19 protein-coding genes are annotated in these 26664 nt (G+C 45.5%); 10 read left to right on the plus strand and 9 right to left on the minus strand.

Going from position 1 to position 26664, the window contains the following annotated elements; genetic code table 11:
- Positions 1–399: 399 nt before the first annotated feature.
- The 7 genes from K6G33_RS12685 (at position 400) to K6G33_RS12715 (ending at position 10159) form a co-directional block, all read left to right on the plus strand.
- Positions 400–1221, plus strand: a complete 822-nt coding sequence (locus K6G33_RS12685) for an AraC family transcriptional regulator (protein WP_296780110.1) — start codon at positions 400–402, stop codon at positions 1219–1221.
- 104 nt (positions 1222–1325) lie between these two features.
- The gene (locus K6G33_RS12690; protein WP_296780112.1) at positions 1326–1622 is read left to right on the plus strand and encodes a DUF6110 family protein; all 297 of its coding nucleotides are present in this window, start codon (positions 1326–1328) and stop codon (positions 1620–1622) included.
- Positions 1623–1671: 49 nt separating this feature from the next.
- Positions 1672–3741 (plus strand): heavy metal translocating P-type ATPase, encoded by a 2070-nt coding sequence (locus K6G33_RS12695; protein ID WP_296780114.1) that lies wholly within the window; start codon positions 1672–1674, stop codon positions 3739–3741.
- A gap of 386 nt (positions 3742–4127) precedes the next feature.
- Positions 4128–5189: an ABC transporter substrate-binding protein gene (locus K6G33_RS12700; protein ID WP_296780115.1), complete on the plus strand. Its 1062-nt coding sequence runs from the start codon at positions 4128–4130 to the stop codon at positions 5187–5189.
- Positions 5190–5350: 161 nt separating this feature from the next.
- Positions 5351–6940, plus strand: coding sequence for a nitrogenase component 1 (locus K6G33_RS12705; protein ID WP_296780118.1), 1590 nt, complete (start codon positions 5351–5353; stop codon positions 6938–6940).
- A 1-nt stretch (position 6941) separates the two neighbouring features.
- Entirely contained in the window at positions 6942–8282 is a 1341-nt protein-coding gene (locus K6G33_RS12710) for a nitrogenase component 1 (RefSeq protein WP_296780119.1), read from the plus strand.
- 212 nt (positions 8283–8494) lie between these two features.
- Positions 8495–10159 carry a carbohydrate binding domain-containing protein gene (locus K6G33_RS12715; protein WP_296780121.1) on the plus strand — a complete coding sequence of 555 codons (1665 nt, stop codon included), beginning with the start codon at positions 8495–8497 and terminating at the stop codon, positions 10157–10159.
- 52 nt (positions 10160–10211) lie between these two features.
- On the opposite strand, the gene K6G33_RS12720 is transcribed toward K6G33_RS12715, so the two are convergent.
- The 4 genes from K6G33_RS12720 to K6G33_RS12735 all read right to left on the minus strand — a co-directional run bounded on the left by K6G33_RS12720 (position 10212) and on the right by K6G33_RS12735 (position 16657).
- On the minus strand, positions 10212–11072 hold the full coding sequence (locus K6G33_RS12720; protein ID WP_296780123.1) for a hypothetical protein: 861 nt from the start codon (positions 11070–11072) through the stop codon (positions 10212–10214).
- A gap of 15 nt (positions 11073–11087) precedes the next feature.
- Positions 11088–12845 carry an AAA family ATPase gene (locus K6G33_RS12725; RefSeq protein WP_296780126.1) on the minus strand — a complete coding sequence of 586 codons (1758 nt, stop codon included), beginning with the start codon at positions 12843–12845 and terminating at the stop codon, positions 11088–11090.
- Between the two features lie 323 nt (positions 12846–13168).
- Positions 13169–15928, minus strand: a complete 2760-nt coding sequence (locus tag K6G33_RS12730; protein ID WP_296780128.1) for an ABC transporter permease — start codon at positions 15926–15928, stop codon at positions 13169–13171.
- Positions 15929–15940: 12 nt separating this feature from the next.
- The gene (locus K6G33_RS12735; protein ID WP_173449196.1) at positions 15941–16657 is read right to left on the minus strand and encodes an ABC transporter ATP-binding protein; all 717 of its coding nucleotides are present in this window, start codon (positions 16655–16657) and stop codon (positions 15941–15943) included.
- A gap of 299 nt (positions 16658–16956) precedes the next feature.
- On the opposite strand from K6G33_RS12735, the gene K6G33_RS12740 reads away from it, so the two are divergent.
- From K6G33_RS12740 to metF, 3 genes are all read left to right on the plus strand, one after another.
- On the plus strand, positions 16957–17868 hold the full coding sequence (locus tag K6G33_RS12740; RefSeq protein ID WP_296780133.1) for a LysR family transcriptional regulator: 912 nt from the start codon (positions 16957–16959) through the stop codon (positions 17866–17868).
- Positions 17869–17970: 102 nt separating this feature from the next.
- Positions 17971–20244 carry a 5-methyltetrahydropteroyltriglutamate--homocysteine S-methyltransferase gene (gene metE / locus K6G33_RS12745; protein WP_296780135.1) on the plus strand — a complete coding sequence of 758 codons (2274 nt, stop codon included), beginning with the start codon at positions 17971–17973 and terminating at the stop codon, positions 20242–20244.
- Positions 20231–21109, plus strand: a complete 879-nt coding sequence (gene metF / locus K6G33_RS12750; RefSeq protein ID WP_296780138.1) for a methylenetetrahydrofolate reductase [NAD(P)H] — start codon at positions 20231–20233, stop codon at positions 21107–21109. The genes metE and metF overlap by 14 nt, the downstream gene beginning before the upstream one ends.
- 113 nt (positions 21110–21222) lie before the next feature.
- Here the strand turns inward: metF and asnB are convergent, their stop codons facing one another.
- From asnB to K6G33_RS12775, 5 genes are all read right to left on the minus strand, one after another.
- On the minus strand, positions 21223–22803 hold the full coding sequence (gene asnB / locus K6G33_RS12755; RefSeq protein ID WP_296780141.1) for an asparagine synthase B: 1581 nt from the start codon (positions 22801–22803) through the stop codon (positions 21223–21225).
- A 75-nt stretch (positions 22804–22878) separates the two neighbouring features.
- Complete coding sequence (locus K6G33_RS12760) at positions 22879–23340, minus strand: GNAT family N-acetyltransferase (protein ID WP_296780143.1); 462 nt, start codon at positions 23338–23340, stop codon at positions 22879–22881.
- 11 nt (positions 23341–23351) lie between these two features.
- Positions 23352–24773: an amidophosphoribosyltransferase gene (purF, locus tag K6G33_RS12765; protein ID WP_173449202.1), complete on the minus strand. Its 1422-nt coding sequence runs from the start codon at positions 24771–24773 to the stop codon at positions 23352–23354.
- Positions 24774–24787: 14 nt separating this feature from the next.
- Positions 24788–25369: an ANTAR domain-containing response regulator gene (locus K6G33_RS12770; protein ID WP_173449203.1), complete on the minus strand. Its 582-nt coding sequence runs from the start codon at positions 25367–25369 to the stop codon at positions 24788–24790.
- Between the two features lie 12 nt (positions 25370–25381).
- On the minus strand, positions 25382–26659 hold the full coding sequence (locus K6G33_RS12775; RefSeq protein WP_296780148.1) for a glutamine synthetase family protein: 1278 nt from the start codon (positions 26657–26659) through the stop codon (positions 25382–25384).
- Positions 26660–26664 lie beyond the last annotated feature (5 nt).

The raw sequence follows: 26664 nt of genomic DNA on the forward strand, positions 1-26664 counted from the left end.
CAGAGGCCTCTCCCAAGTTTCAAAATGGGTCAGGCTTAAGTTTGCTACAATGAATATCAAAAAATATGCTCTCCATGTGGCTTCATGAAGAGCTTTTTTGTTGTTATTTGAGGTTTAATGCGGGGTTTTTTGACGAGCTGAACCTTTCCTCAGAAAGGTTTTTTCCGATAAATAAATATAAGCTTCTATATCGGTATTATAGTTATTTCCGATGCTTTTTGCATGACAGTATGTACGGAGCAGACACAATCTTGAAATTTGTATATACTAACAAAAATTCTTGCTTTTAGTTTGTTTGCTATAGATAACAATACAAAAATAGGTATTTATCATTGACACCATAACTTTGAAGTGATAATATTTAAATGTTATAAAGCACTAACAAAGGGCGGTGAGAAAGTGGCGGAATATCAATTGTTTCCCGATATAAAACTTATGATCGGCAGGCATGACACTCCCTTAGCAGCGAACGCGACAGAAATAAGTTTTTGCAGCAGCGGAGTATGCGAATATTCTGTCGGGAGAAAATACTATTACCTGAAAGCCAAGAACTGCATCGTTATGCGAGGCGATCCTGAAACTGCAATATCATACTCCTCTGATTACTGCGGTATCACACTGCTGATAGACTCACAGTTAAAAAGCGCCGCTTTTTCGGATATTCTTGATATGCAGGATATAATGAGGAAAATGTCTCGCGGTGAAAGGTGCATATTCAGTGCAGATGAAAAGGCGGAGAAGCTTTTTGCGGATATATACAAAGAACAGGCAGCTTCAAAAGCAGCTATACTGAGGATCAAGGTGCTGGAACTGCTAATGCTGCTCAGTGAACAGAAAACAGCACACTGCGAGCAGCAGGAGCTTATAGAACAGGTTGGAGCATTTATATGCAGGAACGTATCGGATCACTATACTATTTCCGAGCTTTCGGAGAAGTTCGGGATCAATCCGACAACGCTGAAAAGCGCGTTCAAGCAGTATCATGGCTGTCCGATTTATTCCTATGCAAAGAACAGAAGAATGTTCCGTGCAGCGGAGCTTATGAGCACATCTGATATGCGGATAATTGATATTGCGGAGGAAGTAGGCTACAGCAATGCAAGCAAATTTTCGAGCGCATTTCGTGAAGTAATAGGAGTTAATCCCAAGTATTACCAAATGGAGCGCAAAAAGTTTCTTGCTCAGCAGAGCGGCTTTGTATCGGGAAATATTTCATATTAGTATCGTATACCAACTTTTTCTGTTCAGAGCAGAAAAAAGCCTTATGATATGGTATCATAATATTAGCGGAACAAAAACCTTCGACTAAATACTGAGGTGATCTTATGAAATTCAATGATATCCCATGGAAAAAAATAGGTCTTTTTGCAGGCGGAGTTCTTTTCGGCACAGCAGGTATCAGAGTACTTTCCAGCAAGGATGCGAAGAAGTGCTACACACACGCAACTGCGGCTGTACTCCGTGCAAAATCGGACGTAATGGCAACAGCATCAAAGGTACGTGAGAACTGTGATGATATCCTTGCCGATGCAAAGGACATAAACGAGCAGAGGGCACTTGTGGAAGAAGCAGCTGTCATTGCAGATGAGTGCGAAGAAATAGCAGACACAAGTGAAGAATAAAACCGAAACAGACCGCACTGACGGTCTGTTTTTGTAAGAGGTGATAAATATGAAATGTAAGATACTGCACGAATCCAAAGGGCGTATGCGAGTGCGTTTCTGCATAAAGCGTATGACCGTAAATCAGGCAGATATTGCGGAATATGCACTGTCTGCCGTAATAGGAGTAACGCGGGTTCAGGTATATGACCGCACCTGCGATGTGGTCATTGCATACACCTGTGACAGGGACAAGATCGTACAGAAGCTCTCATGTTTCTCCTTCGATGATGAGAAGAATACAATTCTTGTTCCCGAGCAGACCGGAAGGAAGCTGAACAAGCAGTATGAGGAAAAGATTGCGGCTGTTGTTATCAGAAGATGCTTCAATAAACTGATACTGCCGCAGCCCATACGCAGGATAACAGCTGTTATCAAAGCGGTAAGGTACATATTTCGCGGACTGAAATGTCTGTTGAAGGGAAAGCTTGAAGTGTCAGTTCTTGACGCGACAGCTATAGGAGTTTCGCTTCTCCGCGGAGATTTCAAGACCGCAGGTTCGGTGATGTTCCTGCTGAATGTGGGAGATATCCTTGACGAGTGGACACACAGAAAGTCCATAGACGACCTTGCAAGGACTATGGCTCTCGGAGTGGAGCAGGTCTGGACAAAAACAGTCGGCGGACAGGAAGTTCTCATGTCGGTGAACGAAGTGCGTAAGGGTGATATGATAGTAGTCAGAACGGGATCTATGATACCTCTGGACGGCAAAGTAATATCGGGCGATGCCATGGTAAATCAGTCCTCTATGACAGGCGAATCCGTGCCTGTTCACAAGAGCGCGGGAGCGTATGTGTACGCAGGTACTGTTGTTGAGGACGGCGAGTGTACTGTCAGCGTTGAGAATACCGCAGGCGGCGGACGATATGACCGTATCGTCAAGATGATAGAGGAGTCCGAGAAGCTGAAATCCTCTGCCGAAGACAAGGCATCGCATCTTGCGGATAAGCTTGTACCGTGGAGTCTTGGCGGAACGCTGCTTACATGGCTGCTGACGAGGAATGTTGCAAAGGCATTGTCCATACTTATGGTGGACTTCTCCTGCGCACTTAAACTTGCAATGCCGATATCAGTACTGTCGGCTATGCGAGATTGCAGCCGTGCAGGGATAACCGTAAAGGGCGGACGATTCCTTGAAGCTGTTGCGGAAGCCGATACGATTGTTTTCGACAAGACGGGAACGCTCACTCATTCAAGTCCGAGAGTAGCAGAGGTCATAACCTTCGGCGGACGTGACAAGGACGAAATGCTGCGTCTGGCAGCCTGCCTTGAGGAGCATTATCCTCACTCTATTGCTAATGCCGTAGTCGCTGCGGCAGCTGAAAAAGGGCTTGAGCATGAGGAGTTCCACTCAAAGGTAGAGTACGTTGTCGCACACGGTATATCGAGCATGGTTGAGAATGAGAGGGTACTCATAGGAAGTCACCATTTCATTATCGAGGACGAGGGCTGTACTCCGCCTGACGAGCGTATTTTCAGGCATTTGCCCAAGGAGTACTCGCACCTTTATCTTGCCATAGGCGGAGAAGTTGCTGCGGTGATCTGCATAGAAGACCCGCTTCGGGAGGAAGCAGCTGACGTGGTGAAAAAGCTCCATGAATACGGCATATCCAGAGTTGTCATGATGACAGGTGATAATGAGCGAACAGCAAGAGCGGTTGCTGAAAAAGTAGGAGTTGACGAGTATCACGCAGGAGTACTTCCCGAAGACAAGGCAGCGTTTATACGTGCCGAGCATGAAGCGGGAAGAAAGGTCGTAATGATAGGCGACGGCGTGAACGATTCACCTGCACTGAGCGAAGCCGATGCAGGCATAGCCATAAGCACAGGAGCTGCCATTGCCCGTGAGATAGCGGATATCACGGTATCAGCGGACGACCTGTATGCACTTGTAGAGCTGAAACGGCTCAGCAATGCGCTTATGTCTCGTATCGGCTGGAATTACAGGACTATAATCGGCTTTAACGGCGGACTTATCGGACTTGGTGTGCTGGGAGTCCTGCCGCCGGCGACATCTGCTCTGCTGCATAATGCATCGACGCTTGCCATTGGACTGCGCAGTATGACAGAGCTGAAATAAAAGCTGAACAACGCACAGACTTTTCTCAAAGAACTGCATATTACATATTGAGGCGCTCCACAAGTGTGGAGCGCTTTTTGCATGAGATGTCGGCTGAGGTATTTGGAAAGTCAGAAGAGTGCCACATCGTTTTTCGGGATCACAGCAATGGGGTCCTGATTTTTTTAGTTATTTTGCTGTAAGCTGATGATATTATAACACGAAGAAGCTTATGTGCCCAATACTGTTATCCGATAATGGAGCATAGTATCAAGGAATATCCCATGATATTGCGCATCTCGGAAAAAACTATAATCAGTACTCGGAAATCAATATTGGACAATTGCAAGGTGAGAGATTATAATAAAAATTACTTCCCGGGCAGAAAATGAAAGGAATGGATAAACGTGAAAAGGATTATAACAGGAATATTGTCAGCAAGCCTGATATTAGCTTCGTTTACAGGCTGCGGCAGTGAAAAAGAAAAGGAACAGTCAAAAAAGAGAGACTTTAATCTCGGACATCTTAATTCGACAGCTCATCTTCTTGGATTTGTAGCGAAAGAAGAAGGCTTCTTTGATGAGGAAGGATTGAATGTAACGCTCAGTCAGATGACGAACTCAACAGAACTTGTAAACGGTCTTGAATCAGATAAGCTTGATGCTGTACTGCTTGGTGCATTTGGAGGAATGGCGTTCCAGAGCAGCGGTCATGATATCACTTACTTTGGCGGAGCGATGACAAACGGACACGGTTATATCATAAAGCCTGAATCAGCAGTTGGATATGAGCGTGATGATATCAATGTCCTGAAAGGAAAGAACGTAGCAGTTACAAAGAATTCCACCGATGATCTTGAGTTACAGGTACTTCTGAAGGAAAAAGGCATTGATATCGGTGAAGGCAAGGATAAGGTAAATATCATATATTTTGATTCGCAGAAGGATTCATATGCAGCGCTTCTCAATGATGATATAGATGCAACGCACGTATACTCTCCGTATGCTTCTCTTGGACAGAGTCAGGGCTATCAGCTTGTTTACTATGATGTGGATTTTGATATTTTCAAGAATATCCCATGCTGCCGACAGACTGCAAAGACATCTGATCTGCAAAAAGACAAGGACGCCTATGTAGCATTTGAGAGGGCAATGATAAAGGCGTATAAATTCTATCAGGAGAACGAAGACAAGACAGTAAAAGACGTAAAGAAATACATTGATATAGCAGAAGATGACATTCGTACAGAGGTATACGGCGGATACAGCATATCAAATCCCGATCCTGACAAGCAGGCTACCATCAACGTAAAGGATCGAGCTGTAGAAGTAGGCATATACGAGGATTTTGATCTTGAATCGCAGATCAACACAGAAATATACAAGGAAGCACTTGAAAGTATACTGAAAGAATCTCCCGATGATCCGATATACACTTCATTGAAGGAACATTTTGACAGATACGAATAATAAGCGTAATGCCTCATGCAATAATGGGGCATTGATTATAAAGCAGGGTATCTGTTTTTCCTATATGTGATTCTCATAAATGGGTATTGGACAGGATGAGGGAATCGTATTAAAATAATTATTGCACGAACAATGAAATCGCATTGTGAAAGGAGATTTTTATGGCAGCAAAAAGAATTGATCTTAATTTGCCGACAGTTGAAAGCAGAGAACTTAGACTTGGTTCGATAATATCATGGAACGGCTCTACTGAGGAATTGCTGAAAGAATCAAATTATGAAGGAAGAAGTGAAAAGAAGAAGGGCTGCTGCGGCAGCAAAGGGGAAGGCTGTAAGCTTTGCGAACTCAACCTGCCGTTTTCGCAGCAGACGATGTGTTGTCATGCTATAATCGAAACACAGGTAACAAACATCACAGACTGTGTGCTTGTTGAGCATTCACCGATCGGATGTTCCGCACGTCTGCCGAGAATAAATATCACATATAACCAGACTCTTGCAAGACGAGGAAAAGAACCGCAGATGATACGTGTTCTCAGCACCAACCTTCAGGAAAACGACATGGTTTTCGGAGCAACAGCAAAGCTTGAAAGGACAGTGCGCGAAGCCTATGAAAGGTATTCACCGAAGGCGATATTCATTTCGCTTGCCTGTACGACGGCAATTATCGGTGAAGATATAATCAGTGCGGCAAACGAATTGCAGGACGAGCTTGGTATACCTGTTATACCGCTTGAATGTGAGGGATTCAGGAGCAAGCACTGGAGCACGGGCTTTGATATAGCACAACACGCTGTTTTAAGAAGCATCGTGAGAAAAAATCCGAAGAAGCGACAGAATGATCTTATAAATATTTTTGCTCTTTACGGATCGGATTATTTTACACCTCTTCTCAAACCGCTTGGACTGAGAGTGAATTACATAATCGACGGAGCAAGCTATGATGAGATAGCACAGGCTTCGGAAGCTGTTGCAACGACCACCTTCTGTCATACACTTGGTTCATATTTTGCAGCAGCTCTTGAAGAGCACTTCAATGTACCGCAGATACATTCGCCTATGCCTTACGGCTTCAAGGGCACAGATGCATGGCTGAGGGAGATAGCAAAGGTAACAGGAAAAGAAGATATCATAGAAGACTACATCAGATCGGAGCATGAAAGAGTACTGCCGAGAATAAATGAACTCAGGGAGCAGCTTAAAGGCATGAAGGGCTATGTTGCAACAGGATCTGCTTATGCTCATGCGATCATCGAAGTAATAAGAGAGCTTGGCGTACAGGTTGACGGTTCACTTGTATTCCATCACGATCCTGTTTATGACAGCGGCGACCCGAAGGAAAATTCGCTGAAGCATCTTACCGAAACATACGGAGATATCCCTGATTATACAGTAAGCAAGACACAGCAGTTCCAGCTCTTCGGACTTCTCAAAAGAGTGTCACCTGATTTTATTATCATACGTCACAATGCAATCGCACCTGTATCTATCAGAATGGGCATACCTTCACTGCCTATGGGTGACGAGCACATGGCAGTCGGCTATGACGGCATGATAAGAGTCGGAGAAGCTATTCTTGAGATACTTTCCAGACGTAAATTTGCAAAAACGCTTAAAGAGCACGTTAAGCTGCCATATACAGAATGGTGGCTCTCGCAGGATGATCCTTTTATAATCGCAAAGCATCCTGAGATAATTGAGGAAGCACCCGACAGATTTACAAAGAAAACTAAAAAACGGAGTGTAAAATAAAATGGCAGAGAAAAAGAAAAAAGCAACAAGCATAACACATGCAAGATATGCCTGTGCAATAGGAGCCGTAAATACAGTATCGGCTATAAGACGAGCAATACCTATCGCAAACTGCGGTCCTGGCTGTGCTGATAAGCAGTTCATCACAATGTCGTTCAGCAACGGCTTCCAGGGAGCAGACTTTGCAGGCGGCGGAGCAGTACCAAGTTCAAATACGGGCGAGAATGAGATAGTATTCGGCGGCGTGAAGAAGCTTGAAACAACGATAAAGTCCGCATTCAAGATAATGGACGGCGACCTTTATGTGGTACTTACAGGCTGCGCACCTTCGCTTATCGGCGATGACGTTGAAGCGGTAGTGAGAAGATTCCGGAAGCAGGGCTATCCGATAGTCCATGCAGATGCAGCAGGCTTCCGAGGCAACAACCTCGTAGGACACGAATCTGTAGTCAAGGCTATAATCGAACAGTACGTAGGAGATGTAAAGACAGAGAAAACAAAGGGACTTATCAATCTCTGGGCAGATGTTCCTTATTTTGATACAAACTGGAAGGGAAATTACAGCGAGCTTAAAAGGATACTTGAAGGAGCAGGCTTTAAAGTAAATATACTTTTCGGCATAGAATCGGAGGGTGTAAAGAGCTGGAAGAAGATACCGAAGGCACAGTTCAATCTGGTGGTATCGCCGTGGGTAGGATTGAGCATAGCGGAGCTTTTGCAGGAAAAATACGATCAGCCGTTCCTGCATATACCTGTAGTGCCTGTAGGCGAGAAGGAGACCACAGCATTTATACGCAGGGTAGTAGAATTTGCAGGCATCGACAATAAAAAAGCCGAGAAATTCATTCAGAAAGAAACCGAGCAGTACTATTATTACTACGAGCATATTTCGGAATTCATTTCGGAATACTGGTTCGGACTTCCGGCACGTTTCCTCATAGCAGCCGATGCACAGACAACTCTCGGAATATCGAAGTTCCTTGCAGATCAGATAGGACTTATCCCTGCAAAAGTTATCGTTTCGGATAATACTCCGCTCAAATACAGAGATGCTATTGCCGAGGAGTTCAGGAATATTTCCGATGATACGAGCATAGATGTGCAGTTCATCGAGGACGGCTACACCATTGAGAAGGAATTTGATGAAGCGGATTACGGTTACGGCAAGCCGCTGTTCCTTGCTACGAGCTGGGATCTTGACGTTGTGCGCAAGCATAAGGGACTTTTTGTTCCGATCGGAACTCCGAACAACTTTGAGGTCGTGCTTAACCGCACTTACATTGGCTACAGAGGAGCAATAACACTGCTTGAGAAGATATATTCCGAGGTAGTAAGAGGCTAAAATACCCGAGGGATACATATAATAAATAAAAATCAGCGCTGCGAGAATATCGCGGCGCTTTTTCAAGCGCATCTAATTGATGCAAAACCGTTTTTTCTCCACCCAAAACCGTGAAAAATGGGTTTAATATATTTCATATATATTATATAATGGATATAGTTTTGTAATTAGTTTTTCATAAAAAATATCGGACATTAAAGGAGGAAAAAGTCATGCGCAAGAAAAAAACGATCAGGGCAGTGTTTGCAGGAATGCTGGCAGGAGCAGTTGCATTTTCTGCGGCTGCTGCGATCCCAACTGGGATATCCGCACAGGGACTCGATGCAGACAGCTTCTACTATCACGATACCTTTGAGAGTGGTACAGATGACTGGGAGGGCAGAGGCGGAGCTTCTGTATCTTCGGTGGGAAAAGCATATGCTGGCAGCAAGGCGCTCATGGTCACTGACAGGGGAAGCTCGTGGCATGGTGCAATGAAGATGCTTGATCCGTCAGTATTCAAGGCAGGTGAGGAGTACAGTTTCAGCGTGGCAGCCTCAGGTTCGGGGAATATGATGCTTTCTCTCCAGTACACAGACGCATCGGGCAAGACTAATTACGATCATATAGCAAACGGAGTTTCCGCAGGCGAATTTGTACTTCTTGCGAATGCTGAATACAAACTCCCGAATGGTACGGATTTTATTATCTATGTTGAGACCGAGTCAGGTACGGCAGACTTCATTATTGACGAGGCAGCCGCAGCAAAGGCAGGCACAAAAATAGTCACGGAAGATACAGCTAAGGCTATACAAGGCGATTTTAACGGAGATGAGAGAGTTGACTCGCTTGATATGATCCCTGCAAGGAGAGCACTGCTCAGTTACACAGGGGGCACATTGACTGGCATCAGCATGGGGGCGGCAGACGTTGACGGAGACGGCAGTTTTGCGATAAATGATCTGGTCGTGCTTTCAAAGTATATCCTCGGACAGGTAAAGGCGTTCCCGCAGCCTGTCGTTACAACGACTTCGACCACCACAAAGCCGCCTGTTACCACAACTACTTACACAGGGGACTATATGGCAAGCATACGCGACAAGATAACGGTAAAAGTTCCGTCGAACGTATTGAAAAATGCGGAGGGCAAGGTCGAGCATATCACGTATTTCTCGAAGAAGGCGAACCGAAACAAGGGCGCGAATGTATGGCTTCCACCGGGATATGACAGCAGCAAAAAGTATCCTGTATTCTATGTGAACCACGGATACGGCGGCGACGAGTCCGCGATGCTCAACGGTATGGGAGTGCGCGAGATAGCCACAAACCTTATCAAGAGTGGCGATGCTGTGCCGATGATAATTGTATTTACGAATCAGTATACAGACCTCAATCATGAAAAGCAGACGGGCAATGGTCAGGCAGATGTACCCGGTTACGATAACTTTGTCGAAGATCTTCCTGACAGCCTGATGCCGTATATCGAGTCGCATTATCCTGTAAAGACGGGGCGTGAAAACACTGCTGTTGCAGGATTTTCCATGGGCGGCAGAGAATCCTTGTATATCGGTATAAAATGCTGTGATAAGGTGGGATATATCGGCGGAGGAGCACCTGCACCGGGCATATTCCCGACAAAAGACCTGTTTATGACGCACCCTGGAGTAATGAGCAAGGACGATATGCGCATAGACCCGCCTTATTCGCCATATTTGCTGATGATCGCAGGCGGAACGAGTGACGGCATGGTAAATGATTTCCCGAAGCAGTACAGTGACCTGTTCACACAGCACGGCACGGAAAATATATATATTTCCGTACCGGGCGGCGGACATGACAGCAGCACGGTCATTCCGCTCATGTACAACTTCATAAGATTCATATTCAAGGCGACATAAAAAACAGGGACTTTCCGAAAGGACGTTGCTTATCGGAGAGTCCCTTTTTATATCATGTCCGTTCACGTTTACTTACGGGCACAACTTTGACCTTTTGTTTTTTCTCCTGCGGCATCATTTCGTAAAACTGAGCGCAGGAGATATTTTTTGCCGTAAAAGCAGTACCCTCATCTTTATCGAAGATCATTCTGCAAATGCTGAGGACGGTGTTGTACTTTTTTGTATTTCGGGCATTTATGCATTTGCTGAACTCGGCTTTTACATCATAGATCTTGCGGACATCATCGAGGAAAGACAATGCTTCTTTCAGAAGATGAGAGCTGTGTGAATTGGCAGTATTTTTATTGAATATTGTTGCAGCCGCTTTAATGATGCGGTTTTCTGCGCGGTCGGAAGTAAAGACCTCATGACGGACGTAGATACGTTCTCTGTGAACGAGGTTGCGGCGGTTATTTTCTGAGAACAGGATAGTGCCCTGCACCGAAGTGACATTCTCCTCGATGCTTGCGTAGGCCGAGAGAACGCCGCTTTTGATTATCTTCATTGTCTCGCCTGCAAACACCGATATGAGGTATTCCATGAAGTTCATATCAGGATCGAAGCCTGACGCATCGAAAACAGCACCGCATCGCCTGCAAAACTCGGCGCACAGCAATTTTCTTGCTTCTGCTGCGCCGCCTTTTGCATACGGAAGTATTTCGATAAGAGTTCCGTCAGTAAGGCAGGCAAAGCCGCAGTAATTGCCTGCTGAGAAATAATTTATCCCATCTTTGCTGCTTGAAGAGATTATCCTTCTGCCGTCAGACTTGCAGGCTTCGGCGAGCTCGCCGAGCATTTTGTAAAAACCGCTGTTCTGGTCATCTGATGCAGCAAAGCTTTGATTAGCTGATACGCATAAGAGTCTGGTATACATGATATTCTCCATTCATCAGGAAATGTCACTGTAGATGTTTATGAAGTGCTCCTTGTTCCAGTTCATGGGGTTGCCGAGGCGGTAAAGCTTCTGTCCCGAATCGAAATGCTTGATATACTTTGGAGTAAGGCACTCTATGAAAGTATTCTTATCGTTCAGGACAAGCTTGATCCTTTCGTAGTCATCGAAGAAGTACTCCTGGAGGAGAGGGATTATCTTTGTAGAGAATACCACTCTCAGTTCATGGAGATTTTTGATGCAGCCGTTTTTATTCATGAAATATGCATGACCGATTGCGTGTTCGCGGTCGTAGTAGTATTCGATACGCTCATTGAGAGCTGTAAGGAGCTCACACAGATTTACACCGTCGCAGTCTCCAAGCAGAGAGGGCTTAGGCAGCATTTCTATGAAATCGAATCTTCTTCTCAGAGCGGTATCGAGCATAGCGATAGATCGGTCGGCAGTATTCATAGTACCGAGAATATAGAGGTTTTCGGGAACAGAGAACTCTGTCTGCGAGTAAGGCAGTATAACAGCAGTACCTCGTTTGGATTCCTCGATGAGGGTAATGAGCTCGCCGAAGATCCTTGAGATATTTCCGCGGTTGATCTCGTCCATGATGGCAACGAATTTCATATTCGGGCTTTTGGAAGCTTTTTCGCAAAGCGACTTGAAAACGCCGTTATATGGGCGGTAAACGATAGTAGTATCCGCGTGGGCAGTATTGGTATCCTTACCGTATTTGTCAACTACAACAGGGCGGATACCCTCAACAAATTCCTCATAGCTCAGGGACTGGTGGAAGGTAGTAAACTTTATCTGACCCGAAGCAAAATACTTTTCGTATCGTGATTTTATGGCAGAATAAGGCTCGGTATCGGCAATTTTTTTGCCTTCGATAAGCTCGACTGCGTACTTTACGATATTATAGGTCTTACCTGTTCCGGGAGGACCGTAGAGTATCTGGTTGAGAGGAGCTTTTAAATTGCTGAGCTGCTGATCGGAAAGGGACTCCTTAGGCTTAGGCGGAGCGCTTCTGGAAACTATCAGCTCCCATGAAAGCACATCGAAGACACGCATATTCTGGAATTTGAAATGAGAATTGCGAAAATCCAATATTTTGCGGCAGTTGGTGATATACTGCGTGATATCCTCAGGCTTGACGAGCTCCAGACCGAGATTCTTGAAAACGACGAAATTCATGACGTTTTCACAGAGAATAGGGAAGGTAAAAGGCTTGATGCAGTGAAGTATTCTTGAGACCGCAAATACAGGCAGTCCCGAATCGCTTAACTGTGAATTGAGTACCTTCTGAGCAATATCAAGTATCTTGTCGTCGTTTTCAAGTTCAAAAAGGTCAACACAAAGCTTGAAAAACAGCTGTAAAGGTTCGGCTTTTTTAGCGACAGGAGAATCCTTGAACGAAACATGAGCAGTAAGGAATTCCAGTTCTTGTTTGCCAATTACATGACTGAACAGCATTCGAGAGTTTTTGCTCCATATTTTTTCGAGCTTTTCTTCCAACAGGAGTTTGTCATTGTGGAGCAGATGGCTCTTCTGAATGTGGAATCGCCGTTCGCTTTTGTCGTTTTTCCAGATACCGAGCGTCAGATAATAAAGCAGGTCGAGGTCGCAGTAATCGATCAGCGACAGTTTTCTGACCTTTGCATATAATTCTAACGCTTCATGTACCGAGCGATATGTTCCGTCAAACTCATAAGGTAGGATCTCATTTTTGCGTTTGAGTTCATCAATAATGTTTATTTTATCCATTTTAAGTACCTACCTTTCAATTCCATCTGATAATATTGTATCATATTTATAAATAAAAATCAACTACTTAAATATTTTTTACACACCATTCGCAAAGAAAAGAGCTTTTTGTGGCTGAGTTAATTATTTTATCATGATATAGGTCTGAACTGAACATATACACATTTCATAGCAGTTTTGAGCGAGGTGCTTGTACAGAAGTATTACGTGAGATATTGAGGAAAAACGGGACGGGGGAAACCTTTCTTCAGAAAGGTTTCCCCCGATAATTCCGTGTAAAGTTTTTATGAGTACTCCGCTTATGCAGAGTTTTTTGTTGACTTTTATTCCATATTTTTCAAAGCAAGCACCTTAGGTATCTTGCGAATGCGAATGAAGTCTATGACAGTTATGAGCAGGTAAGCCGCGAATACCAGGAGGAATTCCTTCACAAATCCCGATGCAGGAAGGATGAATGCGAACCAGCCGCTCATTTTCATCATGATGAGTTTCCAGAAGAAAGCCATGAGTTTATATCCGATGTATAATGCAAGGAACTCCGAGAAGAACACTACGACGGCAGTCGGGACGAGGTAAATGGAAGCTATCTCGCCGTTTTCGTAACCGAGGATCTTTGTCATGGAAATAGAGCGCTCATTTTTCTCGATGATGATTTTTGTGAGCAGATACAGGATAATGGCAGCCACTATAAAGCAGACGTACTGGAAGTATGTCATATACGAGCCCATAGAGTGATCGAGCTGATCTGCGACCTTCATCATATCCTGAGAGGTTATCTCCTTAGCGATGTATTCCTTGCTGATATCGGTTATTTTATTATCGGATATATATCCGCTGAAATCATCAGTGTCCTTTTCAAATATCCTGTTGAACTGTTCGTTGTTCATGAAAACTGCCACACCTGCGGAGTAGTCATAGATATCGTAAACCTTCCACTTGTAGTCCTTGTGTTCATATTTTTCGGAAAGAGTAATGGTATCACCGATATTAACGTTGTACTTTTCTGAGAAGGCGCGTGATATATATACCGAGTTATCGTCGCAGCTGTTCAGCTTTACGTATCTGCTGTTTTCGATGATGCCATAGATCGCGACCTCTTCGTTATATGCATCGGACTTTCTTTGCAGGGAAGCGATGGAGAAACGTTCCGCACCGTCGGTGTTGGTTGTGATAGTATTACCGTCGTCGTCCTCGGTGCTGCTGAGTATGATCTGATCCTCTGCAAAGGCCATGTCGCCCATTGAATCCTGATAATAGGACAGTGTTTCGGGCATACCGACAGCCATTGTGATAAGGAGCATAACAAAGGTTATGCCAACGAAAAGCATGAGGTAGTTCGGGATATTCTGCATAAACACGCGTATTCTGAAACGCTGGAAGAACTTCCATTTCGGGAGTCTTATTGCTTTTTTTCTCTTTTTCTGTTTCAGGTCATGTTTCAGGAATCTCAGTGGTGAGAGCTTCAGTGTTTTAGTTATCACGATGAGATTGATAATGAGCATGAGTACGATAGGAACAAGAGTGGTTCTGATAAAGGCTTCGGGAGTCCACAGGGTTTCAAAGCCGGGCAGGCTGTAGCTGCTGTAGTACATATCTGCGACTATTTTCTTGAACACTGTATATCCCAGGGCGTTGCCGATAACAGAAGCAATGATGACGATAAGCAGGGGAGCGCTCATGTAATAGCGAAGGAGCTCGCCGCGTGTGTAGCCGGATGCTCTGAGAGTGCCTATTACCGAGGACTCCTGTTCAAGGGTAGTGCTGATAGTAACAGCGAAGATAAACGCGAGTACAGCAGTAAGGATATAGAGGAGTATCTCGCCCATTACCTTGTCCTTACCGATGTCATCATTTGCAAAGGTAAGAGCCTGATTGGCATATGATGGAACATAGTCCTTTATTTCGAGATCTTCCGTATCGGATACAGCGGTCTGTGTAATGAGAGCCTTGAGGAAATTCTCTGAGAGAGTTTTTTCCTCATATTCATCGGCAGGCTTATGATCGTAAGTGAATGCATAATTGGCGTTTGTATTTGCGCGTATCTGTTCAAAGCCCTCGTCTGTTGTCATTCCGATATCGAATGTAAGGGCATCGAACATGGTATCGGTGTTGCTTTCGTATAATGCGCTGTAATCCACAAAAGCAGCAAGACCGACGACTTGGAAATCCTTATTTCCAACTGATATGGTATCACCGACTTTGATATTTGCATTATCGGCGTGCATACGGTCGATGAGTATTTCGTTTTCGTTTTGCGGAGCGCGTCCCTTCAGGATATCGTAGAGGTCAATGTCGCTGCGCTGACCGTAGACGCGGATAGTGCCTGAATAATTGCTGTCAGACGGAAGAGCTTCATTGGTATCCTTGTAGAAAAGCTCATATACGGTAACAGGCACAGCGTCGAATTTATCGTTCAGACCGTAGCGGTCGGCGAGCTCGTCGTACTTATCGTCGATCTCCTTGTTGATCTCTTTTTTAGCTTCGTCTATAGCGTCAGCGAGCGCCTTTGAGTAGTCCTCGGAGCTCTTTGCGGACTTTAACGCCTCGCGGTAAGCCTTGTCGTAATTCTCGGCGATCGCGGTGTCGTAAGCTGAGCTTATCATACTTTCAAGCTCGGCATCTGAGACAGCAGCCCCCATTGCTTTTGCGGAGTTTATCTGCTCATCAACAGCTGCGGTGACCTGAGTTTTTATTGCTTCTTTTACCTGTTCTTCGACTTTTTCTTCCAAAGCATCATTTACAGCTTTTTCGACCTCGTCGGCAGCTTCTTTATAAGCTCTTTCGCGGTATACTGTCGGTACATCGGCGAGCTCACCAGAGCATATAGCCTTGAGAGCAGCTTCATCAGCCTTTTTTGAAAGCAGGAAATGACCGTCCTCACGTTTCATGGCATCGACATTTATATCGAGAGTATTCAGCATACTGTTATTTGCGACATACATACCCGAAACGAAACCGATAGTAACGACGAGCATGATACATATCATCAGATAGCGCTTCCAGTCGCGGAGCATATCCTTCCACACACGTCTGTGCAGTGGATTTTTAGGGCGTTTGCCGAATGCGATCTTATTATTCTCCATAACGTCAACTCCTTACCACTCTATCTCAGCGGCGGTGAGCTTTTCCTTATTAATGATATCATGTCTGATTTTTCCGTCGCGGAGCTTTATAACATGGTCAGCCATTTGTTTTATAGCCTCATTATGAGTAACCATGATAATGGTATTACCGTATTTCTTGTTGACCTCCTCGATGAGCTGCAAGATCTCCTTTGATGTTTTGTAGTCGAGAGCGCCTGTTGGCTCGTCGCAGAGGAGGATATCAGGATTCTTGACGATAGCGCGTCCTATGGACACTCTTTGCTGCTGACCGCCCGAAAGCTGATTAGGGAGCTTGTGGCGGTGCTCATAAAGACCGAGTATTTTCAGGAGCTCGTCGATATCCAGCGGTTTATCCGACAGATAAGCACCTGTTTCGATGTTTTCCTTTACGTTAAGGTTTGGGATAAGATTATACATCTGGAAAACATAGCCCAGGTGTTTGCGTCTGTATCCTGTAAGATTTTTTTCGCTCATTTCAGCCAATTTATCGCCGTTTATGAATATTTCTCCCGAATCGGCGCTGTCAATGCCGCCGAGTATATTAAGAAGAGTGGATTTGCCCGAACCCGACGGGCCAAGGAGTACACAAAATTCTCCTTTTGCGACAGTGAAGTCCAACCCCTTCAGCACTTCCTGTCTGGTATCGCCGCTGCCGAAGCTTTTTTTGAGTTCGCGGACCTCCAGAAATTTTCTTTCTTCATTGCTCATTTTTCCGTCCTCCTTATATCATATGCAAAGATCAAACTACAGATAAGTTCATATGAACGCAACATCTTTCAAATGAACTTATGAGCGTCTGTTCATATGTTATCACATATTTGGACATTTGTCAAGTGATTTCAACGCATTTCGGCATAAATACTATTATGTTTGGTTAATAAATAATATATTGTTGTTAGCATATACAAATATTATGAAATTCAGTTTTTTCGTGCTCGATAGAGCCTTAAAAATCTTGAATTTACGCGGAAAATATGGTATAATCAGGAAAACGGGAGGAAGAAAAAATGACATTACAGCAACTGAAATACATTATCGCCATTGCCGAAACAGGCTCTATAACTACAGCTGCACAGCGCCTGTTCATTGCACAGCCCAGCCTGTCGAAGTCTGTTGCTGAGCTGGAAAAGGAAATGGGCATCACTATCTTCAACCGCAGCAACAGGGGAGTATACCTCTCGGAGGACGGTACAAAGTTCCTGTCTTATGCGCGGCAGATAGTCGAGCAGGCGGAGCTTCTTGAAAACGAGTACAAGTCCACAGCGCCGCCGAGAAGAGCATTTGCGGTATCGTCACAGCATTACGCATTTGTTGTCAACGCGTTTGTTGAGCTTGTAAGGGAGTACGGGCAGGAAAAGTACGAATTCTCGCTGCGTGAGCTGAAAACAGCGGAGATAATCGAGGACGTGCGCACACACAGGAGCGACATCGGAGTATTGTTCCTGAGCAGCTTCAACCGCGAGGTCATAAGGCATATCCTTCAGAATGAGGAAATACGCTTTGTACCGTTGTTTACGGCAAAGCCGCACGTATTTGTCAGCAGGAGCAATCCGCTTGTGGGCAGAGATTCTGTGACTCTTGATGACCTGAAAGTCTTTCCGCGGCTTACCTACGATCAGGGAGTCAGGAACTCGTTCTATTTTGCCGAGGAGCTGCACATCACGGCAGAAAGCCCGAAGAATATCGTTGTATCTGACAGAGCGACACTGTTTAATCTGCTCATAGGACTTGACGGGTATACCATATCATCAGGCATACTCAGTTCTGATCTTAACGGCAGCAATATTGTTTCTATCCCACTTGAAAGCAGCGAGCGAATGGAGATCGGTTATATAATCACGACAGACCGTCCTATGAACGAGCTTACGGAGCGCTATCTGGAGCATCTTAAAGAGTACATTGCCAACTACTCGTCCTGACATAGCTTCAAGCTATGGAACAGCATTTCTTTTTGGTATTAACACATTTCTGCAAGATATGATATAATATAGCCATAACAAAACATATCGGAGGAATAGGCAATGAACACATCAATTATCGGATACCCAAGGATCGGCGGACTTCGTGAACTTAAATTTGCAAGTGAAAAGTATTTCCGCGGAGAAATAACAGTTGATGAACTTGAAAAAAAAGCAAAAGAGATACGTTCTTACAATTTGTCATTACAGAAAAAAAGCGGACTTGATTATATACCGTCCAATGATTTCTCGTTCTATGACGGTGTACTTGATACAGCTTTCCTACTGAATGCTGTTCCTGAGAGATACACATCTCTGGGACTTTCAACACTTGATACATATTTTGCGGCAGCAAGAGGCTATCAGGGTGAAAAGGGCGATGTCAAGGCATTTGCTATGAAGAAATGGTACAACACCAACTATCACTACATGGTGCCTGAGATCGACGACAGCACAGAGATAAAGCTTGTTGGCAATAAGCCGTTCAGTCTTTTCGGTGAAGCGCTTGAAAACGGCGTAAAGACAAAGCCGGTTGTAATAGGAGCTTACACATTCCTGAAGCTGGCAAGATACAAGGGCAGCAAAAAGGCTGAGGACTTTGCTGAGCAGACAGCAGCAGCTTATTCCGAGCTCCTTGCAAGATTTGCAGGTCTGGGAGCAGAGTGGATACAGTTTGACGAGCCTTCCCTTGTCAAGGATATGACAGCTGAGGATATAAAGCTGTTCGTATCGCTTTACGAGAAGATACTGCCGAACAAGGGTGCAGTAAAGGTACTTGTTCAGACATATTTCGGAGATGTGCGCGACTGCTACAAAGAGCTTTGCGGACTTGACTTTGATGGTATAGGACTTGACTTTGTCGAGGGCAAGAAGTCGCTTGAGCTTGTTCAGAAGAACGGCTTCCCGAAGAACAAGACATTATTTGCGGGAGTTGTCAACGGCAAGAATATCTGGCGCAACAACTATGCTTCCACACTTCTTGTAATAACAGAGCTGAAAAAGCATACAGCTGACATTGTTCTGAATACTTCCTGCTCACTTCTTCACGTTCCATGCACTCTTGCAAACGAAACAAAGCTTGATGAAAAGTACAAGAAGCATTTTGCATACGCAGAGGAGAAGCTTACAGAGCTTGCTGAGATAAAGAAGATAGCAGATGCCGAGTGTCCGACAGAAACTGAGGAATACCGCAGAAATGCAGCTCTTCACAGCGAGCCGAGATCAGGCGGGAACGAAGAAGTAAGAAACAAGGTCGCAGCACTTACAGAAAAGGATTTCGTAAGACTTCCTGAGTTTGCTGAGCGTGAGAAGATACAGAAAGCGAGATTTGAGCTTCCACTGTTCCCGACAACTACTATCGGATCATTCCCGCAGACAGCCGAGATAAAATCAGCGCGTAATGCACACAGAAAGGGCGAGATGTCCGACAGTGATTACGAATCATTCATTGAGAAGAAGATAGCTGATTGTTTAGCACTTCAGGAAGAGATCGGACTTGATGTGCTCGTTCACGGTGAATTTGAGAGAAACGACATGGTAGAGTACTTTGGCGAGTGTCTTGACGGATATCTCTTTACAGAAAAAGCGTGGGTGCAGTCATATGGTACACGCTGTGTAAAGCCGCCTGTAGTATGGGGCGATATTTCCAGAGCAAAGCCGATGACAGTAAGATGGTCGGTATACGCTCAGAGCCTTACAAAGAAGCCTATGAAGGGTATGCTCACAGGGCCTGTAACAATACTCAACTGGTCATTCCCGAGAGAGGATATATCTCTCAAGGAGAGCGCTTTACAGATAGCACTTGCTATACGTGAAGAGGTACTTGACCTTGAAGCAAACGGCATAAGCATCATTCAGGTAGATGAAGCTGCACTGCGCGAAAAGCTTCCGCTCCGCAAGTCTGACTGGAGAGAGGACTATCTTGACTGGGCTATCCCTGCATTCAGATATGTTCACAGCGGTGTAAAGCCGGAAACACAGATACATACACATATGTGCTACAGCGAATTTGCTGATATCATAAGAGATATCGACGATATGGACGCTGATGTCATCACATTTGAGGCATCAAGATCAGATCTTACGATACTTGATGTACTGAAGGAAAACAACTTCCGTACAGAGGTAGGGCCGGGAGTATACGATATCCATTCACCAAGAGTTCCGTCCAAGGAAGAGATCAAGGCAGCTGTCAGCAAGATGAGGGAGCGTATCCCTGCTGAGAAGCTCTGGATCAATCCTGACTGCGGACTTAAAACAAGAGGAAATGCTGAAACAGTTCCGAGCCTTAAAAATCTCGTGAACGCTGCGAAAGAGGCAAGAAATGAAAACTGCTGAATTATTTGATAACAGAACTGTGTTCTCGCTGGAGGTATTTCCTCCGAAGCCTGACGCTGACGAGAGCGTGATATATTATACTCTTGAGGAGCTGTCCGATATATGTCCTGATTTTATCAGTGTTACATACGGAGCAGGCGGCGGCAGCAATGGCAGCAAGACCATTCAGATAGCATCTGATATAAAGAGCAGATACGGCGTGGAGAGCGTTGCGCATATGCCCTGCATAGGTCTAAGGAAGGAACAGGCAGCAGAGATACTTGACAGTATGCAGGAGCACGGCATAGAGAACATACTCGCTCTTCGCGGCGACAGAACGACCGATGCGCCTACTTGCGGAGATTTCAGCCATGCCAGCGACCTTATCTCCTTTATAAAGGAGAATTACGACTTCAATATCCTCGCAGCCTGCTATCCTGAGATACACCCTGAGAGCAGCAGTGCTGTTGATGACCTGAAATGGCTGAGGTACAAAGTGGAATGTGGTGCGGATCACCTTATAACGCAGCTTTTCCTTGACAACAAGTATTTCTGTGACTTTCAAGAAAAGGCTCGCATTGCAGGAATAGATATCCCTATCGAGGCAGGTATCATGCCTGTAACGAATAAGCGTCAGATAGAGCGCATGGTGAAGCTTTGCGGCGTAGAGCTGCCAAAGAAGTTCATACGTGTACTTGAGAGATATGAGCACAATGAGACAGCACTGCGTGATGCAGGAATAGCCTATGCGATCGACCAGATTACGGATCTTATTGCCGAGGGAGTTGACGGCATACATCTTTATACGATGAATGATCCGTATGTAGCACATAAGATATATGATGCCGTTCAGAGTCTGGTGAAGGTGAGCACCTGTGTGCGGTAAAGGGATATAGGGCATTTTCGGAAATGCCGCAAAAGAAAAAAGGGTATAAAACCGATATAAATACGAACCCCCTGCTGTGAACTGAAAGTGCAGTTCGCAGCAGGGGGATAAATTTATTTACCGCTCTCGCCGTAGTTGGAAAGAACTCTTGCGGACGGGTCGTTGACGTTGCAGCCTTCCCAGTTCTTGTTAGGCATCCAGAAATCAACGATCATTTCGCTGTTGTTCTTGTAGTACTTCTCGAATATCTCACGATACAGCAGTGATTCCTTTGTGAAAGGCTTTGCGTGAGAGTAGTTTGTGCATTTAAGCTCGAATTCCTCATCGGAATAGCAGCTCTCAGCGTACTCCTTGAGGTAGTCCACCATGGAGTGACCCACAGCATCGGAGAATGCAGCTTTTTCACGGTAAAGGATATCATGTGGGAGATAATCGCCCTCAAAGGCATGGCGCAGGAGATACTTGCCCTTGTTGTACTTGTTGAGTTTCATTTCAGGGTCAACAGCCATGACATATTTTACGAAGTCGAGGTCGCCGAAAGGAACTCTTGCTTCCAGAGAGTTTACAGAGATACAGCGGTCAGCGCGGAGCACATCATACATATGCAGCTCATGGACGCGCTTGACGGATTCCTGCTGGAAAGCCTCGGCTGACGGAGCGAAATCCGTGTACTTATAGCCGAACAGCTCGTCTGAGATCTCACCTGTGAGGAGAACGCGAATGTCTGTCTGTTCGTGGATAGCCTTGCAGAGCAGGTACATACCCATACTTGCGCGGATAGTTGTGATATCGAATGTACCCAGGAGCTTTATAACGTCATCGAGGGCGTTGATAACATCGTCCTTTGTAATGATTACCTCGGTATGCTCACTTCCGATAAAATCAGCGACCTGTTTAGCGTATTTAAGGTCGATAGCGTCGGTGTTCATACCGATAGCAAAGGTGCGGATAGGCTTGCTGCTTTTCTGCTGAGAGATAGCGCAGACAAGAGATGAATCAAGTCCGCCCGAGAGCAGGAAACCGACTTTTGCATCGGCAGCGAGTCTCTTTTCAACGCCTGCAACGAGCTTGTCATGGATATTTTTGCATACTGTGTCGATATCATCGTGAAGTACTTCTTTAACGGCAGTGATATCGCAGTAGCAGTGGAATTCGCCGTCTTTATAGTAGTGTCCCGGAGGGAAAGGCATAATTTTTTTGCACAGTTTTACGAGATTTTTAGGCTCGCTTGCGAATACCATATTGCCATTATCGGACTTGCCGTAGTAAAGGGGACGTATGCCGATAGGGTCACGGGCAGCGATGAAGTCATGACTTGCTGCGTCGTAGATAACGCAGGCGTATTCCGCATCGAGCTTAGCGAACATATCCGTGCCGAATTCCTTATACATGGGCAGGAGTATCTCGCAGTCGCTGTCACTTTTGAAGCTGTAGCCCTTAGCGATAAGCTGGTCACGGAGCTTTTTGAAGCCATATATCTCACCATTGCAGACAACGTAATTTCCGCCCAGTTCAAAGGGCTGCATACCCTCTGGTGTCAGACCCATTATGGAAAGTCTCTGGAATCCGAGAACACCGTCTGCAAGTTTTATTATCTTCTGATCGTCAGGGCCGCGTGAGATTGTAGTCTGAAGTCCCACTGCGACCATTTCAGTACTGTCGGTCTTTCCGCAGTACGCCATTATAGTACACATTTTCTGTTCCTCCGAATAACTGGTGATTTCAAGTTCATGCAGCGCCATTGATGCATGGACTTTTAAGAACTCATATCAGAGTTCTTTTGCGTAGCACACCGCGCCTTCGAGCTTGTCGTAGGGCGGATAATTGCTTATCAGGTGATAGCCGCGGTTCACATAGAGACTGACCGCAGCTGTCATGATATTCCTTGTCTGAAGAATAGTCCTGTCAAAGCCCTGGCGGAAAGCTTTTTCTTCCGCCATATCCATCATGACAGAGGCTATGTGGTTTCCGCGCCATTGGGGATCTACCCATACGCGCTTGATCTCGGCATCAGCCGCGGAATATTTTTTCAGTCCTGCGCAGCCGACTGCCGAGCCGTTTATATAAGCGATAAGTACATCGCTGATGCTGTCTGATAAATTATAAGGTACGAAGCCCTTTCTGTTTCCCGAGCCGCCCACGAGGCTGTTGTAATACTGCTCGGTGATAAGGTAAAAGCGTCTGAAATCTTCATTATGAGAGTCAGTCCACTTAAAAATGGTATTTTCCATAAATAATATGTTCACTTATGAATTTTCTCGTCGAACTTATTCTTGCAGCCGGCTCCCGAAATATCCACAGGATAGTTACCTGTGAAGCAGCCGCTGCAATAGCCGAACTTATTGCCCACAAGCTCGCTGAGAGAATCAAGCGGCAGATAAGCGAGGCTGTCAGCGCCGATATACTTTGCGATCTCCTCAGTTGAGCTGCACTTGCCTGCGATGAGATTTTCTTCCGAGTCGATATCCGTACCGAAATAGCATGAATGCAGGAAAGGCGGAGATGATATGCGCACATGGACTTCCTTAGCACCTGCCTCACGCAGCAGCCTGACTATTCTTGCGCTGGTCGTTCCGCGGACGATAGAATCGTCTATCATGATGACGCGTTTGCCCGCAACGGTTTCGCGCACAGCATTGAGCTTGATCTTAACAGCGTTTTCGCGCTGATGCTGTTCGGGCTGGATAAAGCTTCTGCCGATGTATTTATTCTTGATAAATCCGATACCGTAAGGGATACCGCTTTCGTTTGCATATCCGAGAGCCGCATCGAGACCCGAATCGGGAACACCGATAACGATATCCGCATCAACGGGACTGTGCTGAGCAAGGAGCCTTCCTGCACAGAGCCTTGCGTGGTGTACGGAAACGCCGTCAATGACCGAATCGGGACGTGCGAAGTAGATATACTCGAATATACATATTTTTTTGTCTTCTCTGCAATTGGTTCTGATAGAGCGCAGACCGTCTTTGCCGATAACGACTATCTCACCTGCGTCAACATCGCGGACGAATTCCGCGCCGATAGTTTCAAGAGCGCAGGATTCCGATGCGAGGACATAAGCGCCGTCGTGGGTCTTGCCTATGCAGAGCGGACGGAAGCCGTCGGGATCGCGGAATGCGATGAGTTTTGTCGCAGTCATGAGTATACATGAGTATGCACCGCGAAGGCGCGGCATAGTACGTTCTACAGCTTCCTCGGTGGAGCTGCTTGTAAGGCGTTCGCGTACTATCTCATAAGCGATAGCCTCGGTATCCGATGTTCCGTGGAATATAGCGCCAGCCATTTCAAATGAGCGGCGAAGCTCGGAAGCGTTCACAAGGTTGCCGTTGTGTACAAGAGCCATATTGCCCTTGATATGGCGAATAACGAGAGGCTGGATATTGTTGTGGTTGTGACCGCCTGTTGTAGAATAGCGGACGTGGCCCACAGCCATATTTCCGCAGCCCAGTTTATCGAGTTCTTCTTTAGTGAATACTTCCGAAACAAGTCCGTCGGAACGCTTGTGTCTGAAGATACCGTCGTCACAGACGGTAATACCGCAGCTTTCCTGACCGCGGTGCTGGAGTGCATAAAGTCCGAAATAGACTGATGCAGCTACGTTTGAAGTCGTATTTTCATAGATACCGAAAACTCCGCACTCCTCGTGTATGCTGTCAAACATTGTTACACCTCTGTTTACAGGTACTGCTCGCTAAGCTTATCAATGATAGCGAGAGCGGCAATACTTTTCTTTTTTCGCTTGTTCATGGCGTACTGTTCAAGGTAAGAATGAGCTTCCTCCTCGGTCATGCCTTTGTACTGCATGAGCATGAATTTAGCCTTATCAATGTTCTGTATCTCAGTTATTTTCTGTTCGAGCCGCAGATTCTCGCTGTAAAGCTTGAGTGAACGGTTAACGGCGACATCTATAGTTTTAACGAGCTGATACAGCAGTGTCCTGCTGAAGGGCTTTCCGATGACGATGATGCCGATTTTTTCAGCTTTGTCATTGATTTTTTCGGCTTGCTCGTCCTTTATCATAAAGATACAGTTAGCAGCAGTTTTTTCAATGATATACTCAGCCAGTTCAAAGCCCGACTCGTCCATAAGAGGCGAATTGATAACGGTCAGCTCAACAGACGGGTTGCTGTCGAGGTAGGTCTTTGCCTGATATGCCGATTCTACAAGCTTTGGAGTACACCTGAACGAATCACGAAGAAAATTTACAAGAGCTTCAGAGGCGCTTTTATTGCTTGAAATTACAAGAACGTTTTCCAAAGCTTACCTCCGTCAAAGACTGTAAAAATATTTCTTTTCCTCGAATGCGTCCTTATCATAAGCGTTAGAGTATTCGCGCCATTCTTCGCGGGCTGATTTAAGGATAATGCTCAGGATATTCTCAGGGATATACTTCTTGATGAAGTCCGAATCCTGTGTACAGCTGCAAGCTTCTTCAAGCGTTGCAGGCAGACATTCAGCGCCGCTGTTTTCGGCAGGCAGTTCCAGCTTAGCGGATATACCGTCGAGAGCTGCATATATCATAAGTCCGAAAACGAAATAAGGATCGCATATACAGTCCGCTGCTCTGAGCTCAACAGGTGAGTCAGTATCGTCAGCGGCCATTCTTATGAGCTGTGAACCTTCGTCCTTAGCCCAAATTATCTCACGGGGAGCTGAAAACTCTCCGAATCTTGCGTATGAATTTACAGTGGAGTTGGTAAATAGAGTAAATTCACGGATATGATGCATAATACCTGCTGCTGCGCTTTTCAGCACATCATAGCTGTCGGGTGTTTTTTCTTCCATGAGGTCGTTGTCGGGGAAGATATTGAAGCTTATGTGCATACCGTTGCCGCAGTCATTGCGGAGCGGCTTTGGCATGAAGCTTGCGTGAACACCGTGAGTTTCGGCAACAGATTTTACAGCTGACTTGAAACTCAGAAAAGTATCTGCGGCTTTCAGTGCAGATGAAGCGTTGAAGTCGATCTCATGCTGACCGCAGCCGCTCTCATGACGTGAAGAAACGGGGTGGATACCCATTTGTTCAAGGGTAAGGCAAACGTCGCGGCGTATATTCTCGCCCTTGTCGTCAGGAGCGATATCACAGTATCCGGCATAATCATGGGGCTTTTTGGTAGGGATCCCGTTTTCGTCCTTCTTGAAGAGAGTGAATTCGCATGAGGTACCGAAGCGGAAGCAGTAGCCTGCTGAGATAGCAGCCTTCATAGCGGTTTTGAGGAAGTATCTTCCGTCGCCTTCAAAAGGAGAGCCGTCCGCATAACGGATATAGCAGAACATTCTGATAACTCTGCCCTGCTGTGGTCTCCACGGCAGAACGGTCATAGTATTTACATCGGGGAAGAGGAAGAGATCCTTTCCGCCGGCCGCCTCAAATCCGGGGATCTTTTTGGCAGTTATCCTTGCGCCGCGTTCAAAAGTCGCAGCAAGTTCAGAAGAAAGAATGGAGATATTTTTCAATCTTCCATTCAGGTCGCAGAATGTAAGCTTAACGAATTTAACGTCGTTTTCATCAATATACTGTAATATCTCATTTTCTGAATATATCATTTTAC

The organism is Ruminococcus sp., from assembly GCF_024691275.1.
Taxonomy (GTDB): domain Bacteria; phylum Bacillota; class Clostridia; order Oscillospirales; family Ruminococcaceae; genus Ruminococcus.